The 18,636-nt window shown below is 43.8% G+C and carries 15 protein-coding genes and 1 tRNA gene; 7 read left to right on the top strand and 9 right to left on the bottom strand.

The features are described 5' to 3' along the window. Nucleotides 1-128: 128 nt before the first annotated feature. The 3 genes from fumC to J7I42_RS02285 all read right to left on the bottom strand — a co-directional run bounded on the left by fumC (nt 129) and on the right by J7I42_RS02285 (nt 3,593). Nucleotides 129-1,526, bottom strand: coding sequence for a class II fumarate hydratase (fumC, locus tag J7I42_RS02295; RefSeq protein WP_209137152.1), 1,398 nt, complete (start codon nt 1,524-1,526; stop codon nt 129-131). 140 nt (nt 1,527-1,666) lie between these two features. Beyond that, nucleotides 1,667-2,680: a LacI family DNA-binding transcriptional regulator gene (locus J7I42_RS02290; RefSeq protein ID WP_209137151.1), complete on the bottom strand. Its 1,014-nt coding sequence runs from the start codon at nt 2,678-2,680 to the stop codon at nt 1,667-1,669. Nucleotides 2,681-2,816: 136 nt separating this feature from the next. After that, a complete protein-coding gene (locus J7I42_RS02285; protein WP_209137150.1) occupies nt 2,817-3,593 on the bottom strand; it encodes an enoyl-CoA hydratase/isomerase family protein in 777 nt (258 codons plus the stop codon). Nucleotides 3,594-4,039: 446 nt separating this feature from the next. Between J7I42_RS02285 and J7I42_RS02280 the strand changes: the two genes are divergently transcribed. After that, nucleotides 4,040-4,459 carry a cobalamin B12-binding domain-containing protein gene (locus J7I42_RS02280; RefSeq protein ID WP_209137149.1) on the top strand — a complete coding sequence of 140 codons (420 nt, stop codon included), beginning with the start codon at nt 4,040-4,042 and terminating at the stop codon, nt 4,457-4,459. 58 nt (nt 4,460-4,517) lie between these two features. Here the strand turns inward: J7I42_RS02280 and gltX are convergent, their stop codons facing one another. Beyond that, nucleotides 4,518-6,053, bottom strand: a complete 1,536-nt coding sequence (gene gltX / locus J7I42_RS02275) for a glutamate--tRNA ligase (RefSeq protein ID WP_209137148.1) — start codon at nt 6,051-6,053, stop codon at nt 4,518-4,520. A 446-nt stretch (nt 6,054-6,499) separates the two neighbouring features. On the opposite strand from gltX, the gene J7I42_RS02270 reads away from it, so the two are divergent. After that, entirely contained in the window at nt 6,500-7,435 is a 936-nt protein-coding gene (locus J7I42_RS02270; RefSeq protein WP_209137147.1) for an ARPP-1 family domain-containing protein, read from the top strand. Nucleotides 7,436-7,470: 35 nt separating this feature from the next. Next, on the top strand, nt 7,471-8,112 hold the full coding sequence (locus J7I42_RS02265; RefSeq protein WP_209137146.1) for a polysaccharide deacetylase family protein: 642 nt from the start codon (nt 7,471-7,473) through the stop codon (nt 8,110-8,112). Between the two features lie 140 nt (nt 8,113-8,252). On the opposite strand, the gene J7I42_RS02260 is transcribed toward J7I42_RS02265, so the two are convergent. Beyond that, nucleotides 8,253-9,122: a hypothetical protein gene (locus tag J7I42_RS02260; RefSeq protein WP_209137145.1), complete on the bottom strand. Its 870-nt coding sequence runs from the start codon at nt 9,120-9,122 to the stop codon at nt 8,253-8,255. A 97-nt stretch (nt 9,123-9,219) separates the two neighbouring features. Here J7I42_RS02260 and J7I42_RS02255 point away from each other — a divergent pair, with 97 nt between their 5' ends. From J7I42_RS02255 to J7I42_RS02245, 3 genes are all read left to right on the top strand, one after another. Then, a complete protein-coding gene (locus J7I42_RS02255) occupies nt 9,220-9,993 on the top strand; it encodes a TatD family hydrolase (RefSeq protein ID WP_209137144.1) in 774 nt (257 codons plus the stop codon). 36 nt (nt 9,994-10,029) lie between these two features. After that, nucleotides 10,030-10,116, top strand: a tRNA-Ser gene (locus J7I42_RS02250). A 481-nt stretch (nt 10,117-10,597) separates the two neighbouring features. Continuing rightward, entirely contained in the window at nt 10,598-11,689 is a 1,092-nt protein-coding gene (locus J7I42_RS02245) for a fatty acid desaturase family protein (protein ID WP_209137143.1), read from the top strand. Here the strand turns inward: J7I42_RS02245 and J7I42_RS02240 are convergent. Next, nucleotides 11,670-12,185: a hypothetical protein gene (locus tag J7I42_RS02240; protein WP_209137142.1), complete on the bottom strand. Its 516-nt coding sequence runs from the start codon at nt 12,183-12,185 to the stop codon at nt 11,670-11,672. The two genes, J7I42_RS02245 and J7I42_RS02240, sit on opposite strands and share 20 nt — an antisense overlap. A gap of 26 nt (nt 12,186-12,211) precedes the next feature. On the opposite strand from J7I42_RS02240, the gene J7I42_RS02235 reads away from it, so the two are divergent. Then, nucleotides 12,212-13,459 carry an acyltransferase family protein gene (locus J7I42_RS02235; RefSeq protein ID WP_209137141.1) on the top strand — a complete coding sequence of 416 codons (1,248 nt, stop codon included), beginning with the start codon at nt 12,212-12,214 and terminating at the stop codon, nt 13,457-13,459. 56 nt (nt 13,460-13,515) lie between these two features. Here J7I42_RS02235 and J7I42_RS02230 read toward each other — a convergent pair whose 3' ends face one another. The 3 genes from J7I42_RS02230 to J7I42_RS02220 all read right to left on the bottom strand — a co-directional run bounded on the left by J7I42_RS02230 (nt 13,516) and on the right by J7I42_RS02220 (nt 18,491). Then, complete coding sequence (locus J7I42_RS02230) at nt 13,516-14,673, bottom strand: PepSY-associated TM helix domain-containing protein (RefSeq protein WP_209137140.1); 1,158 nt, start codon at nt 14,671-14,673, stop codon at nt 13,516-13,518. A gap of 302 nt (nt 14,674-14,975) precedes the next feature. Beyond that, entirely contained in the window at nt 14,976-17,456 is a 2,481-nt protein-coding gene (locus J7I42_RS02225; protein ID WP_209137139.1) for a TonB-dependent receptor, read from the bottom strand. A gap of 129 nt (nt 17,457-17,585) precedes the next feature. Continuing rightward, nucleotides 17,586-18,491, bottom strand: a complete 906-nt coding sequence (locus J7I42_RS02220) for a DMT family transporter (protein ID WP_209137138.1) — start codon at nt 18,489-18,491, stop codon at nt 17,586-17,588. Nucleotides 18,492-18,636 lie beyond the last annotated feature (145 nt).

Below are 18,636 nucleotides of genomic sequence, written 5' to 3'. Positions count from 1 at the left end.
TTGGGTGTTAAACCCGCGGTCAGTTAAAGCGATCCTGACAGGTCTTGTTTTAATTAAGTTGAATAAGACCTGTCAGGTCCAATCCAACTTAATAATCACTCAATCTCGTGTGATGGACCTTACAGGTCTTATATCTTACCCACCATATCTTTCGGAACAACCCATTCGTCAAATTGCTCGGGAGTAACATACCCCAGTTTTACGGCCATTTCTTTTAAGGTAGTACCTTCTTTATGAGCCTTCTGGGCAATTTCTGCCGCTTTATAGTAACCGATCTTTGTATTCAAGGAAGTTACCAGCATCAGGGAATTGTCAACGTGCTTTTTAATATTGGCTTCAATAGGTTCAACACCAACGGCACATTTATCATTAAAGCTTACACAGCCGTCGCCAATGAGGCGGGCGCTGTGCAGGAAGTTATAGATCATTACGGGTTTGAATACGTTCAACTCAAAGTGACCGTTGGCGCCGCCAATGCTAATAGCCACATCGTTCCCCATTACCTGTGCAGCGATCATGGTCAATGCTTCGCACTGCGTGGGATTTACTTTACCAGGCATAATGGAAGACCCGGGTTCGTTATCGGGGATGAACAGTTCGCCAATGCCACTGCGGGGGCCTGAAGACAGCATACGAATGTCGTTGGCTATTTTCATGAGGCTTACCGCAACAGTTTTTAAAGCGCCGTGGGCCTCCACAATAGCATCATGAGCAGCCAGGGCCTCGAATTTATTTTCAGCCGTTACAAATGGCAATCCGGTTAAGGAAGCAATGTGTTTGGCAACATTTTCAGCATAATTAGGCGGGGTGTTGATACCGGTACCTACCGCAGTACCACCCAGGGCCAGTTCACTCAGGTGGGCCAGGGTGTTTTTAATAGCGCGTAAGCCATGGTCGAGTTGAGATACATAACCACTGAACTCCTGACCAACGGTAAGCGGTGTAGCATCCATAAAGTGCGTACGGCCGATCTTTACCACGTGCATGAACTGTTTGCTTTTTTCAGCCAGGGTGTTCCGTAATTTTTCAATACCCGGAATGGTAACTTCTACCAGTATTTTGTACGCCGCAATGTGCATGGCGGTGGGGAAAGTGTCGTTCGAAGACTGCGATTTGTTTACATCGTCGTTCGGGTGGAGGAATTTTTCTTTATCGCTCAGTTTACCACCTTTTATAATGTGTCCGCGATAAGCAACTACTTCATTTACGTTCATGTTGCTTTGGGTGCCGGAACCGGTTTGCCAAACCACCAGGGGGAAGTAGGCATCCAGTTTTCCTTCCAGAATTTCGTCACAAGCCTGGCCAATTACATCGCTTTTTTCTTTGGGCAGAACGCCAGCTTCGAAATTGGTGATAGCGGCCGCTTTTTTCAGGTACGCAAATGCCCGGATGATCTCTTTGGGCATTTTATTGATATCCTGTGCAATTTTGAAGTTGTCAATACTGCGTTGCGTTTGGGCACCATACAGAGCATCGGCAGGTACCTGCACTTCTCCCATGGTATCTTTTTCTATCCGGAATTCCATAAAGTAAAATTTGCGCAAAAATACACGGTTTCTATTATAAAAGGTGGGTCTCCCTCTCCAGGGAGGCTCACCTTAATGCCTTTTAATATAGAAGGGGAGCCGCTCCTGAAAGAGCGCCCCCCCTTTTATAGCCTTTTGCTTTACCGGATTATCAACTCACTCTTCAGCACAATATTCTCATACGGAGATTCCTGACCGGCCAGCTTTTTGTCTATAAGGCGAAATAACAATTCGGTGGCGCTTACCCCTTGGTCGTAGGGAAACTGTTCAACAGAGGCCAGCGGGGGATATTCTACATACTGTGTAACCGGCACATTGGCGTAGCTGACGAAGCAGAGGTCTTTATTGATGACCAGTTTTTTCTGCCGGGCGTATTGGATAGCGTCGAGGGTAACATAATCGTTAAATGAAAGAATGGCGGTAGGCCTTTTCTTAAGCAGTAATAAAGCGTCTATAGCCTTTCTGGTGCCCTCAACCGACAGATCGGTACTTACGATCAGCGATTCATCGACGGGCAATTTGTGCTTTTTATGCGCTTCTACATAGCCATCGAGCCGCTCGTTCTTCATATTCAGGGTAGCCGGTCCCTGCAAATAGGCAATACGTTTATGCCCGTTATTGAAAAGCCACTCCACCGCTTCCACGGAGCTGTCGTACAGGTTGCAGCTTACAGAATGAATGTCTTTGGCATCGGGCACGCGGTCAAAGAACACCACGGGGATGTCGTAATTCTTCATTTGCTCAAAATGCTCAATATGGGTGGTACTGCTGGAAATGGAGGCAATGATGCCATCTACGCGGTGGTTTTTCATTGTTTCCACCAGTTTTTGTTCGCGGGCCAGGTCGTTGTGACTTTGGCCAATGAGCACAATATATTTATGGTCCAGCGCTACATCTTCAATGCCATTGATGGCAGCTGAAAAAAATTCTTCCCGCAGGTTGGGCAGTACCAGTCCGATGGTGAACGTTTTTCGCTGTTTGAAGAAGATGGCTGTTTGGTTGGGTTCATAGTTTAGTTCAGCCGCCAGTTTTTTTACCGCCATTTTTGTTCGCAGGCCTATACTGGGATGATCGTGCAAAGCACGGGAAACCGTGGATGCGGAAATATTCAGCCGGCGGGCAATTTCTTTTATGGTGGGTAGTTTTTTTTCCATATGCAGGCTGAAGATATTTAATGTGAATGGAAAATAAATGAACAAACGATTGCGGAAAAATGCGAGTTAAAGGTTTCAGGTTACAAGTTACCGGGAATACACCCCATGCCACCTATAACCTGAAACTAATACCTGGTTATTTACCTTGAAAAACAGGCTTCCTTTTTTCCAGAAATGCGGTAGTGCCTTCCACCATATCATGCGTGGCAAAGCATTCGCCAAAGAGTTTTACTTCTTCTGTAAAACCATCCCGGGTATGATCAAAAACGGCATTGGCGGCTTTTATACAGCGGCCTACAGCCAATGGCGCCTTGGTGTTCACCAGTTCTAATATCGCTTTTGTTTTATTCAGCAGCTCTTCTTGCGGCACTACATAATTTACCAGTCCATATTGAAGGGCCATAGTTGCATCGATCATATTGCCGGTGATCAGAAATTCAATGGCTCTTCCTTTACCGATCAATTGGGTTAACCGTTGCGTACCCCCATAACCGGGAATTAAACCCAGGTTCACTTCAGGCTGGCCAAAACGGGCATTGTCCGATGCTATTCTGAAATGACAGGCCATAGCCAGCTCACAACCACCACCAAGAGCAAAGCCATTTACTGCTGCTACAATGGGTTTTGGTGCGTCTTCAATTTTTTTGAAAATATACTGGCCCTTGTGTGCGAGGTCCATTCCTTCACTGTGTTTCAATCCCTGGAATTCGCTGATGTCGGCACCGGCCACAAATGCTTTTGCTCCGGCCCCGGTGATGATCGCAGATCTGATCGCCTGATTATTATATACCTCATCAATGGCGGTATTTAATTCGTCGAGCACAGTCTTGTTAAGGGCATTCATTTTATCGGGCCGGTTGATGGTAATGAGCAGGATGGCATTTTCAATCGATGTAGTAATTGCAGAATACATGTTGCAGTTTTTTTGTTACAAATACAATCAATACCGTACAGGTGTACGATCGTGTTGTAAATCTAAACTAAATAGATGATTTGAAATTGATGATGTTGAGGTAAGCGGCTACGGCGCCTGCTCCGTCAATTACATCGCCATAGGCCTTGCCCGCCTTCGCTAAAGCTTCGGGCCAATGAAAAATGCAGCCTTTAGAAAAAGGCTGCCATCTGATAAGAACCTGTCCTAATAATATGTTTATATCTTATAGACTTCCTGATTGGAGTCGAAGGATTGTTTGTTTGACTGCTCAAAAATGCAAACAAAACCGGTGTGGGAAAAGCGACTTTGGTTGTAATGTGTAAAAAGATAGCTGAAATGCAATTATTGAATAATGAAGCGTTTGGGTGGCAGGCCCTGTTGGTTGGGTAAAGAACCGTATTTTTGGCCACTTAAATGTTGCTTGCATGACTCAAAATGTTAATCGCCCATTACGGGTGTTGGTAGCCAAGGTGGGACTGGACGGGCACGACCGGGGTGCCAAAGTAATAGCCACGGCCTTACGCGATGCAGGGATGGAAGTGATCTATACCGGCCTTAGGCAAACGCCTGAAATGGTGGTAAATGCCGCATTACAGGAAGACGTGGATGCTATTGGTATTAGTATTCTATCAGGGGCACATATGACCGTTTTTCCCAAAGTAATAGCATTGATGAAAGAAAAAGGAATGGATGACGTGCTGCTTACCGGCGGTGGAATTATTCCTGAAGAAGATATGCGTGAATTAAATGCCATGGGGGTGGGGAAGTTATTTGCACCCGGGACGCCAACTACGGAGATAGCTGGCTATATAAGTGAATGGGTTGCTAAGAATAGGAGCTTCTAGGCTTTAGACTTTGGGTTTGCAGCTTGTATAACGTCAAGCTGCAAACCTCAAGTTAAGCCTATAATAATTCCAGCACTTTCTTTATTCTAACAATAGTTTCTTCCTTCCCAATAATAGTTGCAATATCAAAAACGCCTGGCCCGAACTTACCACCTACCAGCATTATACGCAATGGCAATAATACTTCACCGGCCTTTATTTGTTTGGCGGTTGCCAGTTCTTTAAATCCATGCTCCAGATCGGCAGCATTCCAGTTGGTTTGTTGCTGCAAATAATTAATAACATCCCCAAAGAACGTCTGTTTGGCTTCGTTCCATTTGGGTTTTATTGCATCTACATCCCACTTTTGCGGCGTTTGGAAAAAGAAACGTGCCTGCTCAACAAAATCAGAAAGCAAGGTGCAACGCTCTTTTACCAGAGTTATCACTTTTTCCAATTGCGCATCATCAGCAACGGAAATGCCATTTTCGTCAAAAATACGTTTTACGTCTCCTTTCAGGCTGCCGGCATCTGTCTTCTTGATCCATTCATGGTTGAACCATTTTGCTTTTTCAAAATCGAACTTGGCGCCACCCTTATGAACACGATCGATAGCAAATTTTTGAACCAGTTCATCCAGCGTGAACAGTTCCTGATCAGTACCATCGTTCCAGCCCAACATGGCCAGCATATTGATAAATGCCTCTGGTAAAAAGCCCAATTCACGAAAGCCCTTTGTTAATTCAGTAGAGCCATCTTCCTTTTTTGTTGTCCAGTTCATGGCAAATACCGGGAAGCCCAGTCTGTCGCCATCGCGTTTGCTTAATTTACCATTGCCATCGGGTTTTAAGATCAATGGCAGGTGCGCCCATTGCGGCATTGCTGCTTCCCAGCCCAGGTACTTCCATAATAAAATGTGTACGGGTGCGCTGGGTAACCATTCTTCCCCTCTGAAGGCATGGGTTATTTTCATGAGGTAATCATCTACTACCACGGCCAGGTGATAGGTAGGCATACCATCGGCTTTTAATAATACTTTATCATCGACCAGTCCGGTATGAAAACTTACTTCACCCCTGATCATATCGGTGAAGGTCACTGTTTCATTTTCCGGCATGCGAATGCGGATCACATGAGGAACGCCATCGGCCAGCAGCCGATCGGTTTCTTCAAAAGTAAGCGCACAGGAGTTTCGCATCTCCTGCCGCACCTTGTGATCATATTGAGGCGAAGGATTTTCGGCTGTTTTAAACCGTTCGCGCATTGACTCCAGTTCTTCAGGCCGGTCAAATGCGTAATAGGCTTTTCCTTCCTGCACTAAAAATTCAGCATATTGTCTGTACAGGCTTTTGCGTTCGCTTTGGCGATACGGCGCAAAGGGGCCACCCACCTGTGGGCTTTCATCAGGCTGTAGTCCACACCATTTTAAGCACTCATAAATATAATCTTCGGCGCCCGGCACATAGCGGCTTTGGTCGGTATCTTCAATACGCAATACAAAATCGCCCCCATGCTGGCGGGCAAACAGATAATTGTATAGAACCGTTCTTACCCCGCCTAAATGAAGGCCTCCTGTTGGACTGGGCGCGAATCGTACCCTTACTTTTTTTGCCATAGGGCGCAAAGATAAGTTAATCAGCTGACCAGTTAACCAGTTGACGGGCGGACGAGGAAGTTGATAGTGTTGATAGGGTTGATAAGGTTGATAAGGGGAAGACGTAGGAGGCGGGAGGTTTGATGTTGAAAGATTGAGCAGTTGAAGGGGTGGTAAGTTGACCAGTTGACCAGGTTACTTGCAGGTTGATAGGGTGACAGCGTTGAAAAGGTTGATAGAGGGCTCTCGGCTGAGTCGAGACGGATTGCCGATTCATCCGCCAGCTGGCGGATCGTCTGCCGATTGCCGCATTGGGTTTTTCCCATTCACGTTTCCCGGCTTGTCGAGATTTCACGATTAAGCGAGGCCCGAATTTCGCAAACCACTGCCGACTGTGGATTGCCGACCTGTATTGCCATTGCCCATTCACTATTGCCTACTGCCTTTCTTCCATGTATCTTTATCGAATGCTAAAAAAGTTGATCTTCCTGTGTTTTTTGTTCATATATAAAATAGTGCCTGCCCAGTTAACGTACCAGAGCCTGTATGTGGATTATGACAGCGCCTGGACGTACAAAAATTTAAAGATCATTCCCATCAGGCCAAAAGGTTTTGGCGGGCTGGGCCGGATGGCACCAGATGTGGTCTCTTTAAGCCAGGCTATTGCCAATGGAACGGCTATTGTGACAGAACGCGGTACCGCTGCAACGGAAAATGTGCACTGGTTACGGATCAATAATAATGGCCCGAAACCCATTTATATAAGTTCCGGAGAAATTATTCTTGGTGGCCGGCAGGACAGGATGGTGGCCAAGGATACAGTGCTCCCTCCTTCCCCCAAAGATCAATACATATCAGTAATGTGTGTGGAAGAAGGCAGGTGGAGCGACAAGGAAAAAAAGTTTCAGTATAACAACTATGCTGACCCGGCCTTGCGAAAGGTGCTGGGACAAACAAATAATCAGGTATTGGTGTGGAAGGAAATATTTTCCCAGTTAGAGCGCAGCAGCACTAAATCGCCCTCGCTTGCTTATCTGGCTCGCCGGCACGATAAAAAATACACGCCTGAACAGGATGCCTATTTACGTTACTTTAATGAGAAATTTAAAAACAGCGATAGTTCAATAACCGGCTTTGTGTGTATAAGTGGCGATAAGGTGATCGGTTGTGATATTTACGCGGGTAATAATTTATTTTATGGTGAACTGCAACCACTATTGCATGGTTATATTGAAGAAGCGATCACGTTTGGTGGTACACCGGTAGTAAAAGATGATAAAGTAAAGGAATACCTTAACCCTATACTTGCCAATGAAACCTCGCAGGCAGAATATCTTAAAAAAAATGGCAAGTTGTATAAGTACAAGGAGAAAGTGGTACACATTACCGGTTACGCACAGTAATTTCAATTATTTTTGCTGCAGAGGACAGGATTAGTATGTTGTATTTTGTAAAAACACCCTGGTGGCTTAAGAAGCTTTATCCGAGTTGTGTTTGGGACATTCCCGTCAAAGAGAAAGTTTTATACCTCACATTTGACGATGGCCCGCATCCGGTAGTAACTCCATTTGTGCTTGATCAGCTAAAGCAGTACAATGCCAAAGGCACTTTCTTTTGTATTGGAAAGAACGTTGCCGCACACCCTGAAATTTATCGCCGGGTGTTGGATGAAGGGCATCGTACAGGTAACCATACCAATAATCATTTGAATGGTTGGAAGGTGACTGATGAACAGTACCTCCAAAATATTCTGACTGCAGGAAAATATATTGACTCCAATTTATTTCGCCCACCATACGGAAGGATCACCCGATTTCAGGTAAAGCTATTAACGGGTATCCGTAACTCTCCAATGAATAATAATTTTAGTATAATAATGTGGGACGTTCTCAGCGCCGACTTTGATGTTGCCTTAACGGGAGATGCATGCTCCTTAAACGTTATAAAGCAAGCCCAACCCGGTTCAATAATCGTTTTTCACGACAGTGAGAAAGCGTTCCCCCGTTTAAAAGAAGCATTACCAAAAACGCTGCAATATTTTAGTGAACAGGGATACCGTTTTGAAGCTATAGGACTGTAAAAAAACACCCGGATTTTTAGTGGGAAAAGCAGGACTTTGCGACAGTATGTCCTAAAAAAAAGTTGGGCCTGGGTAGACACCCTGGCCCGTTTTTAATCCGTACCCTATGAAAACTGAATTAAAGGTAAAGACTTTTTTGATTAATGCAAAGTTATTTCGTGGATCGAGCCATTTACCGTGAAAACAACGGTATTGTCACAGGTCCCGGAACCATAGTCCAGTACTGCCACTTGGTCATTCCCTTTTTTCAAACTGAGGGTTCCTTTGGAAATCCACCGGCAGGAGAATCTTTTCATGAGGGGGGTGGCAATGGCGGTCGACCATTGAAAATACTTCCCATTTAACTGAACCGATCCGCCGGCCTGACCGGTTATATTGTATGCATCATCAAGTGCTATGAGTGGGGTGGCACCGCCTTCTACCTGGGTTATCGTTTTTTCACTGTTCCATTGAATGTAATTGCCAGCCGACTGGCTTAATTTGGCATTGATAACCTGTATAGTATAACTTATTTTATCGGGCGAGCCGACGTTAGTAAGCTTATGTGTACCATCAACCCTTATGTTGTCCAGATAATAATTCTCAAAAGTGGTGGTGGCGGAATTGCCGGAAATAAACAGGTTGCCAGTATAAATAACGGAGATCTTGCCCTTGCGGACTCTGCCATCGCGGGCGGTACAGCCGCTGCCAAAGTCGATGGTTATTTGCAACGGAAAACGGGTGGCACTATTTAATTGTTTGGCTGCCAATGTATAACAGGTGGTGGAATCTACCCCATCCATTCTGCCCGAGCTTACATTCATTCTGCCAAATACACCCGTACCACCAATTCCAACTTCAGGGCTTACGCCCATTACATTATTAAAAACATCATCGAAGATCTCTTCAGCAGTAGCATCTGATTGGGAAGCAGCCAGGGCAAATTCTTCTTTGCCGGTGGCGGTACCAGATTCATCGTTCTGCTTTTTACAGGCCGATAAAAGAAGGCCCGTAATTAAAAGGTAGGTCATGATAGTTTTCATATGATAAACCATTGCGGCTTATGACGAAGGGGTAAGTAAATAGTTTAAGAGAATCCTACATTTTTTTTGGAATTTTGCGGCCGATATGAATCTTCAATTAATTGACACTCACACGCATTTATACGGAAATGAATTTGCCCAGGATATAAAAGCGGTTATAGAGCGGGCTGAAAATGAGGGCGTTCAACGGTTTTACCTACCGGGCATAGATAGCGAGACCCATGATGCTATGATACAGCTGGAGGCGGATTTTCCCGGTAAATGTTTTGCCATGATGGGGCTGCACCCCTGTTCCGTAAAAGAAGATTACAAACAGGAACTGGCCCTGATAAGCGAATGGCTGGGTAAGCGGGCTTTTAAGGCTGTGGGGGAAATAGGGCTGGATTATTACTGGGATAAAACATTTGTTGACGCTCAGCACGAGGCTTTTCACCAGCAAATAGAGTGGGCATTACACTATCAGTTGCCTATCGTGATCCATTCCAGGGATTCGATGGCCGATAGTATCCGGATAGTGGGGGAGCACCAAAAAGGTAATTTGCGGGGCATTTTTCACTGCTTTACCGGTACCTTGGAAGAGGCGCAACAGATCATTGACCTGGGTTTTTATCTGGGAATAGGGGGTGTGGTAACCTACAAAAATACCCATTTACGGGAGGTGGTAAAAGCGGTCTCAATTGAGAATATTGTGCTGGAAACCGATGCACCCTACCTGACGCCGGTGCCTTTCAGGGGTAAAAGGAATGAAAGCAGTTATCTGAAATATGTGGTGGAGAAGATTGCCGAGGTAAAAGAAATGCCAGTTTCGGCCGTTGCAACAATTACTTCAGAAAATGCGAAAAAAATATTCGGGGCCTAATGTTTGAAAATGTATTTTTGCTGCCCCTTAAAAAATGGAGACTTGTCCGAGTGGTTGAAGGAGCACGCCTGGAAAGTGTGTATACGGGAAACCGTATCGAGGGTTCGAATCCCTCAGTCTCCGCAAATGCATAATACATCCCGCCAACGGCGGGATTTTTTATTTCGGAGCGTTCACCGAGCTTGCTCGGGCGAATGCGCAGAAATAAAAAAGAAGGCACGCAGTGCCGGACGTATTTTGCATTTAAACCCCTCCTACAGGGATCGCCGGAGCGAAGCGGAGGCAATCCCTGGTATTCATGCGCCAGCTCGGACAAATAAAAATGCGAAGGCACGCCAGCACCAGTACTTAATTTGTTTAGCACCGTCCCGCCCAGGGATCGCCGGAGCGCAGCAGAGGCAATCCCTGCCACTTTGCTCAAATGCTAAGAAACTGTTAACGTTCACATGCATATGACGTCACCATCACGGGTTCACCAGACCGCAGCGCTGCCAACTCTTGTTGCTCAGGGGAAACTACTACTTATAACAAATAAAAAATACCCGGACGCACCGGTGCCAGAAATAAAAGGTACATTTAACCCTTCTCATCTAAAATCCAACATATGTCAAAAGTCATCTTCAATAACAAGAATGCGGTTTTCTTTCAGTCATTGAAAATGGCTACTGACAAATACTTCAATGAAAAGAATTTAAAAAAGACCGGGACCTGGGGATTATATTCTAAAACCATCATTCTGATTGTTGCCGCTGTTATATTATACGTTCCACTGAGTTCTTTTTCCCTCCCGGTTGCAGCCATTGTTTTAATGGCTGGGGTGTTGGGTTTTTTATCTGCCTGTATAGGTTTTAATGTTATGCATGATGCCAATCATGGGAGCTATTCTTCAAAAAACTGGGTAAATAACACCTTGGGACTAACCTTAAATGCATTGGGCGGCAATAGTTTTATCTGGCGGCATAAACATAATATTATTCATCACACTTACCCGAATGTTGACGGGATCGATGATGATATTGCAAAATCGCCTTTCATAAGAATGTGTAGTTCACAACAATGGGTGCCAATGCACAGGATTCAACATTTATATACTCCTTTGTTATATGCCATCAGCTCTATGATCTGGATCTTATTCCAGGACTTTGAAAAATATTTCAGACAGAAAGTGCATAATACAGATCTGCAGAAAATGAAAACATCGGACCATGTAGTTTTCTGGATCAGTAAGCTGTTATATTTATTCTTTTACATTGCATTACCAATATATCTTACAGGATGGCAACAATGGCTGGTATTTTTTATAAGCCTGCATGTTGGTTTGGGTTTTACCCTGGCCATAGTATTTCAACTGGCACATGTGGTAGAAGAAACCGAATTTACTTTTGCGCCACTAGACGAAATAACGCAAATTGAAAATGAGTGGGCCATCCATCAGCTAAAGACAACTTCCAATTTTTCGCCCAATAGTAAATTAGTCTCCTGGTTTGCCGGTGGATTGAATTACCAGATAGAACATCACCTGTTTCCCCGGATCAGTCATATTCATTATCCTGCACTGAGTAAAATTGTAAAAGGAAAGTGTGAAGAATTTAATGTTCCATACAATTGTATTCCCACATTAAATCTTGCGATTCAATCCCATTTCCGATTTATTAAATCATTGGGGAGGAAACCTGTTATGAACGCAGCCATTTGATCATGTGAGGGTAAGGCGTGAGGTTTAAACGCATGGCTTTTTTCATATTAACAGTCATTCCTATGTTTTCCAGCATCGAAAGACCAATATAATTTTTATCGCGGCAGCTATCTGTTATGAAATCACGTCCACCGCGATAACCTTGTTCATGAAAAACAAAGAAAGGATCGATTGATAAATATATGCAGGCTGCATAGGACCAGGCAATAGCCATGATCTCTTCACTTTCCCGGTTCTTTCTTTTGATAATTCCTTTTTCTGATAACCCCTGCCGCTCAAAAGCTGGTACAATGGCAATGTGACCGGCTTCATGCAAAATATCACCCGGATGCTCCAATGCATCTTTGTCGATGATGATTGTTCCTTTATTGATCAAAAGACCGGGTAAGAAACTCTTATTACCGATCTTTCTATAGGAGGTTTCAATTCCAATATTGTTTAAAAACTCAACACTTTGTTCTAATAAATCAATTTCAGGGGAATTGTTTTCCTTCATTAAGAGCTGTTATTAAGTGTCCAAACGTGGAATGTACGATTATTTCGACAAATGGCCCCGCCGGTCTTTTTTTATGGCAAAACAGTAACTTCGTTCAAACGATACAGTTGAAAAACGATTACTATTGTTTAATGGATAACCGCTATAAAAAATACTTTGCCGGACTGGACGAGTTACGTGGGATAGCCTGTTTAATGGTTTTGTTTAAGCATTTTACCACCTACAAAGACATGTATGGCATTGGGGACCGTTATACAAGCCTGATATTCGAGGGGTGGGGTATGGCCGGTCTTGATCTGTTTTTTATAGTAAGCGGTTTTTTGATCACTTATTTATTATTGTTCGAGCAATCGGTGCAAGGGAACATTTCAGCCCCCCATTTTTATGTGCGACGTATACTCCGGATCTGGCCGGTATATTTTATAGTTATTTTATTAAGTCACGTAGTAATGGTTTGGTGCACTGATTTTTTTGATCCAACAAATGACAATCCCGTCATAAAGCAACAGTATTGGGGACGGACCCTATTCTTTGCATTGATATTACCTCATATTACCTATTTGAAATATTATCCGGTAAGTGCTATTACCGCCCATACGTGGAGCATTGGTGTAGAAGAGCAGTTTTATTGGGGATGGCCCTGGCTGATTAAATTCATCAGGAAAAGACTGGCGCCCATTATGATCGCCCTGATTGTTCTGATGTTTATAAGCGAATTTGTATACTTCTATTTATATACACATAAACTATTGCTGGTTTCAAGCAAATGGATCAGGATGGCAAGTATGATAAACGCCTTTTTCTATTGGTCAAAGACCGGCTATTTTGCATTGGGCGGGTTGCTGGCTTATTGCTTTTTGAATAGGGAAGGGGTGAAGAAGTATGTTTGTCATCCTGCATCGCTTGTTGCTGCCTGTATGGGTGCGTTCCTTTTTACCTATTGGCATAAGGATATTATTTGTAGTAGTATGCTGCTGGCTTGCTCCTATACAATTATTGTAAGTAATGTAATCTGGCGCGGCAGTCCATTCAGGGGTTTAACAAGCCGTGTACTCAGGTATGTTGGCAAAATCAGTTATGGGGTGTATATGTATCACCCGATGGTTTTAATAGGCGTTCTGGGGGTGAATCGTAAATGGGGCTTCCCGGTTTCTGGGTTTATTCCTCATTTATCTTTATTTGTTATTGGTATTTCAACAGTAATAATCATTGCGGTCCTTTCTTATAAATATATAGAACAACCGTTTTTACGCCTCCGCTCCAAATACAGGTAAAATAAAAAGGCCCCAACGAAATAGTCGGGGCCTGGTATAGTGATTATACTTTCAGTTTAAACTACTGCGTTCTCTTCTTTTTTAGACCCTATGCGTATTGGATCTATAGCAGGTTTTACTTTTTTCTTTTTTCTCCCCAGGTAAATTAAAAAACCGGTTATCGGCAGTGAGAAGGCTACTATTGCCGCAATCAGGGCCAATAGCTGAGTAGGCCATCCAAACAGTTTACCAGTATGAATGGGTAAATTCATCCGGCGGATCTTATTGCCGGTTGAGGAATTTTTGAACAGGGATTCTTTTAACAGCTTGCCTGTGCCTTTTTCAAAATAAAGCACATCTGTCACGTTATCTACAGACGCTTCGCGGTTCATTTTGTTTACCGTTATAGCCAGGCTGTCTTTTTCAGGGAGCAATATTGTAAGGCGCCCTTTATAAGGCAGTTTTTCATTTGCCTGTTCGTACAACGATTCATAAAAACCGGCCTTAATGGGGGCTTTGGTGGTGTTGGCGGGCGCTTCTTTTTTAGGTGCAGGTTTGCCATCGGCCAATTGGTAAACGAGATTACTAAACCAGGGGTAAGCAAACACCAAACCTGTTAATGAAATAAAAAGCAAAATGATATGTACGTAGAAACCAGTTACTGCATGCAGGTCCCAATTCAGTCGTTTCCATTTTGATGACCAGGCAATACGGGTGCGTTGTTTCAGCATTTTCCAGCGTTTGGGCCACCATAATACAAGACCGGTAATGATCATGAGCACAAAAATGAGACAGGAGGCGTGGGTGATGGTTTTGCCTACTTCATCCATACACAAATGGCGATGCAGGTTAAGCACCACGCCAAAAAAGCGTTTATCAAACTCTCTTGCCCTGATCACTTTTCCGGTATAAGGATTTACAGCAATGTGCCAGGTATGCGTTTTTTTCTTTTTGGCATAGAAGATAGCAGTTTGCTCAGGAGCTTTGCTTTCCAGGTAAATACGGGTGATCTTGACAGATGAGTCGTATGCTTTTGCGGCATGGTACATACTGTCTACTGATACCCGTTGTGTATTTTGTGGTACAGCAACAGTATAGAAGTCTTTATTGGCCCATTCATCCAGCTCGTCTTCAAATACCAGCAATGTGCCCGTGCCTGCAACGATCAATACTACGAGCCCCGATGCCAGTCCCAACCATAAATGCAGCTTCCCAAAAATCTGTTTTAATGTCATTACTTGATATTGTATAAATATAAAAAGGAAGTCCCGAATTAACGAGACTTCCACTAATCAGAGCCTTAATCTGGTTGTATGTATGTAGCTAGAGATACAAACAGATAAAGACTTGCTATTTTGCTATACAGAAGTTCCATTAAAAACCGTAAACAGCAAAGAAATCCGGATACTGTCTGACCGGTATAAGTAAAACCTTTAGATAGCACTAACTGTGTACACTCATGTAAAGAACTTTTTTGCTTATTGGATAAAGGTGCTAAAATTTCCACTTAAGTCATTGACTTAACGGTTATTAGACCTTAAAACGTATAAGCTACGGTTGCCAGCCAGTTGCGGGGGGCGCCTGGGAACAATCGTACATAGTCGTAACCCCCTACCCAATACGTTTTATCCAGAACATTGTTCAGGTTGAACTGGATCTGGAATTTATCGATTTTATAATAGAGGGCTGCGTTCAATAATTCGTAACCAGGAATAGTTTGGGCCTGGTTCAGCGACAGGTAGCGTTTTGTTACGAAGTTGGCGCCTACGCCAATTCCGAATCCTTTTAATGCGCGGTCCTTAAAAGAGTATTTTGTCCAGATGTTACCCTGGTTTTTAGGCGCATTGGGTTTTTGCTGATTTACAAAATCTTTATCAGCACCACCGGCGGCTGTTAATTGGGCCTCGTTATAAGCATAGTTCAACACTACATTCCAGTTGGCGGTCAATTGTCCTACCATTTCAAATTCAAAACCCTTTGAGGTTTCTTTTCCAATTTGGATCATGCTGTCAACAGGTGCAGGAGCGGGTGCTGCATACAGGCCGTTCAACTGTTCGATCTTGTATACAGAAGTAGTTATTGATAAACGATTGTGGAACCATTCTGATTTAAAACCAGCTTCCACCATGTTGCTCTTCAAGGGATCAAAGGGGCCGCCAGAAGTGGGAGAAAAAGCTGATGTAGGCTGCGGATTGTAACCTTGCGTGTACATAGCATAGGCATTGATGTTGGGCGTTATTGCATATACTGCTCCGAAACGAGGTAATAAAGCGGTTTGGTTGACCTTGCTCTCGTTGGCTTTTGTATAATTCTTTTTATCAGTGTACCATTCATAGCGCAAACCCAACAACACCTGTAATTTGCCCAGGGTAACCTGGTCCTGAATATAAGCGCCGTTCAGATAATTATAGTGAGGAATGGTAGATTCATTGGAGGCTGGGGCATAAACATATTTGGAAGCGTCTTCTATGTTATGCTCATTCTTTACGAGGTCGTACGTTGGTACATTGGGTTTCATCAGATTTAACGTAGTATCAACCCCATTAATTTGTGTTTTGTATTTATAGGTTACAAAATTGGCGGAGTCTTTTGAGCTGTAAGCGGCTGTAGTACCGTCTTTTTTAAGATAGCCGGACGCTGTTAACTGGGCGGCGCCAATGGGTAATTTGTCCTGGGCATAGTCATATCCTATCACGATCTTATGTTCCAGCGCACCCGTGTTCATTTTGTGAGTAAAGTAGGTGGAGATATTATCGTTGAACGCTCTTGACTTTCTATCGAAAACCTGACGCTCAATTAAAAACGATACCGGTTTGCCATAAATATCTCTAGCATAGGTGTTAGAACTGCGGTGTTCGAACAGATCTTCAGAATAGCTGGTCCTGATAAAAGCTATGTTGAAAGATGTATTGCTGGTGAAGTCGTGTGTTAAGGAGGTGGTGATGCTGTATTGTTCTTCATTTAAATGATCGTTCACTGCATTCAGTGAAAGTGATATAGGGGTAGAATACAGATCATTGGTGAATACGGATTGACCACGGTCTATACGGCTGTTTGATTTATTGTATACGAGATCAAAGTTCAGCCTGGTTTTATCTGTTGGGATGAAACTGATAGAAGGCGCCAGTACAATATTCTTTTCAAACTGCAGGTCACGGAACGACTGGGCATTCTCGTATGCGACGTTCATGCGGTACAACAGTGTTTTGCTGTCGTTCATGGGACCGGTTGCATCGGCCAGTGCTCTGAATGTGTTGAAGCTGCCAGTGATGAAAGAAACTGAGTTCCTGGTTTGATCGAGCGGTTTTTTTGTTACCCGGTTAATAGTACCACCGGGTGAGGCGTTACCAAAAAGTGCGGAAACGGGGCCTTTGATCACTTCCACTCTTTCGAGGTAATTCGCTGGTGGTTGTTTCCAGAACGAAGAGTTGGCCCTTAACCCGTTTACCAGCATGGTGGCATTGCTGGATGAAACCCGGAAGCCTCTGATGGCAATGTCGTTATTGGCGGTAAACTGATTTACACCGCTAAAATTCTTTACTACATCGCCAACGCGTGCGGCAGCCTGGTCCTGCATCACTTCCTTGGTAACATAACTTACCGATTGAGGCAGGTCTTTCAATGGTGTAGCGGTTTTGGAACCTATGAAAGAAGTGGTGTTCTTGTATCCGGTTTCGCGGCGGCCGGTGATCTCCACCTGTTGCAATTCATATTGGGTCGCTTTCAGGGTAAAGTCAATGGTTTGGGTTTCGCCTGCTGTCAGACTCACCTTTTGGATGGCAGGTTCATAACCAATTAATGACACCTGTAAAGTATAAGAGCCGGGATTCAGATTTATTAATTCGTATTGTCCGGTTGATGTAGTAACTGTTCCTATCTTTTTTCCTTTTATAAAAACAGATGCGGAGGTAAGGGTGTCGCCTTTTTCGTTTTTCACAATACCTTTTACAGTGGCTTGTTGACCTATTACATGTATTGCAGTAAATAATAACAGTGCCAGAGCGTAAATTCCTTTCATGATGTTTTGCGCAAATAAATTTGCGCAAAGTTCTCCTTAATGGACCTTTTGAGCTTACGCAATTGGAAACACCATTTACGCAAAGAGGAAAGAATTTTGCAAAATGCCCTTTAGCAAAACAATTGTTAGTTATTCTGATTTATACCGCTGAACAAGATATAATCCGGCCAACGTCAACAACATACCGGCAACGGTAAAAATGCCAATGGGTTCCTGCACCATAACACTGGCAATAACAAACCCGAACACCGGGCAAAGGAATAACCAGAAGGAGGCTTTTACCGCATTGTCTCTCAGCAGGTACAACCAGAGTTGAACGCCAATGATAGATACCGGAATGGCCAGCCAAAGCACGGGCGCCATCATGTTATAACCCCATATATTTTTTGTTTTGTCATACGTGGCAATGGCTACTGGTAATAGAAACAATCCACCCATCAGGGTTTGCCAGCCATTGATGGTAAGTATGTGCAGGTTGCCCCATTTTTGTTTGGAGAAGTAAATAACACCGGTTGAGTAAATGAGCATGCTAAGCATTAACAAACTAATGCCACCGGGTGTGGCAAAGCTGTGTTCAAACAAAGGCCAGGCAGCCAGTGCTACCCCGCACATGCACAACACCAGGCTGGTGACGGTAACCAGTCGTAAGCGTTGCCCAAAGATCATTGTAGACATCAGGCTGATAAGCACCGGGTTGGTGGCAATGGCCAGGGAACCTAATCCGGCAGATACATGTTGCATGGCCAGTACATAAATGCCCAGGTAGAGTGCATTATTCAGTAAGCCATAGATGGCCAGTTGTTTCCATTCCTGTTTTTGCGGAAGACGTTTGCGTAAAATGCCATGAGAAATAAGCAGCATTAACGATCCGGCAATAAAAAAGCGGGTAACACAGATCACAAAAGGTTGTGCAACCTGCAAACCAAATTTGGTAGCTACCGCTGCGGAAGGCCATAACATTGAAAATCCTATTCCAATTATAAACCATAACCAGCCTGTCGATTTCTTGTTTCCCGGATCGCCTGTTTGCTTCAATGCTTGTTTTTTTGGATGGCAAAAATAACTCTAGTTGATGAATTGAAGAAAAGTAGCGGGTGGATCACCTGGGGGCCTCCTTTGCTATGGTTTTGGCGACGGAAGGAGGTAGGAATTAGGAAGTAGGAGATAAGAAGAACGTATA

It is taken from the genome of Niastella soli (genome assembly GCF_017742245.1).
In the GTDB taxonomy this organism is placed as follows: Bacteria; Bacteroidota; Bacteroidia; order Chitinophagales; family Chitinophagaceae; genus Niastella; species Niastella soli.
This window is presented reverse-complemented; position numbering and strand designations above follow the sequence as displayed.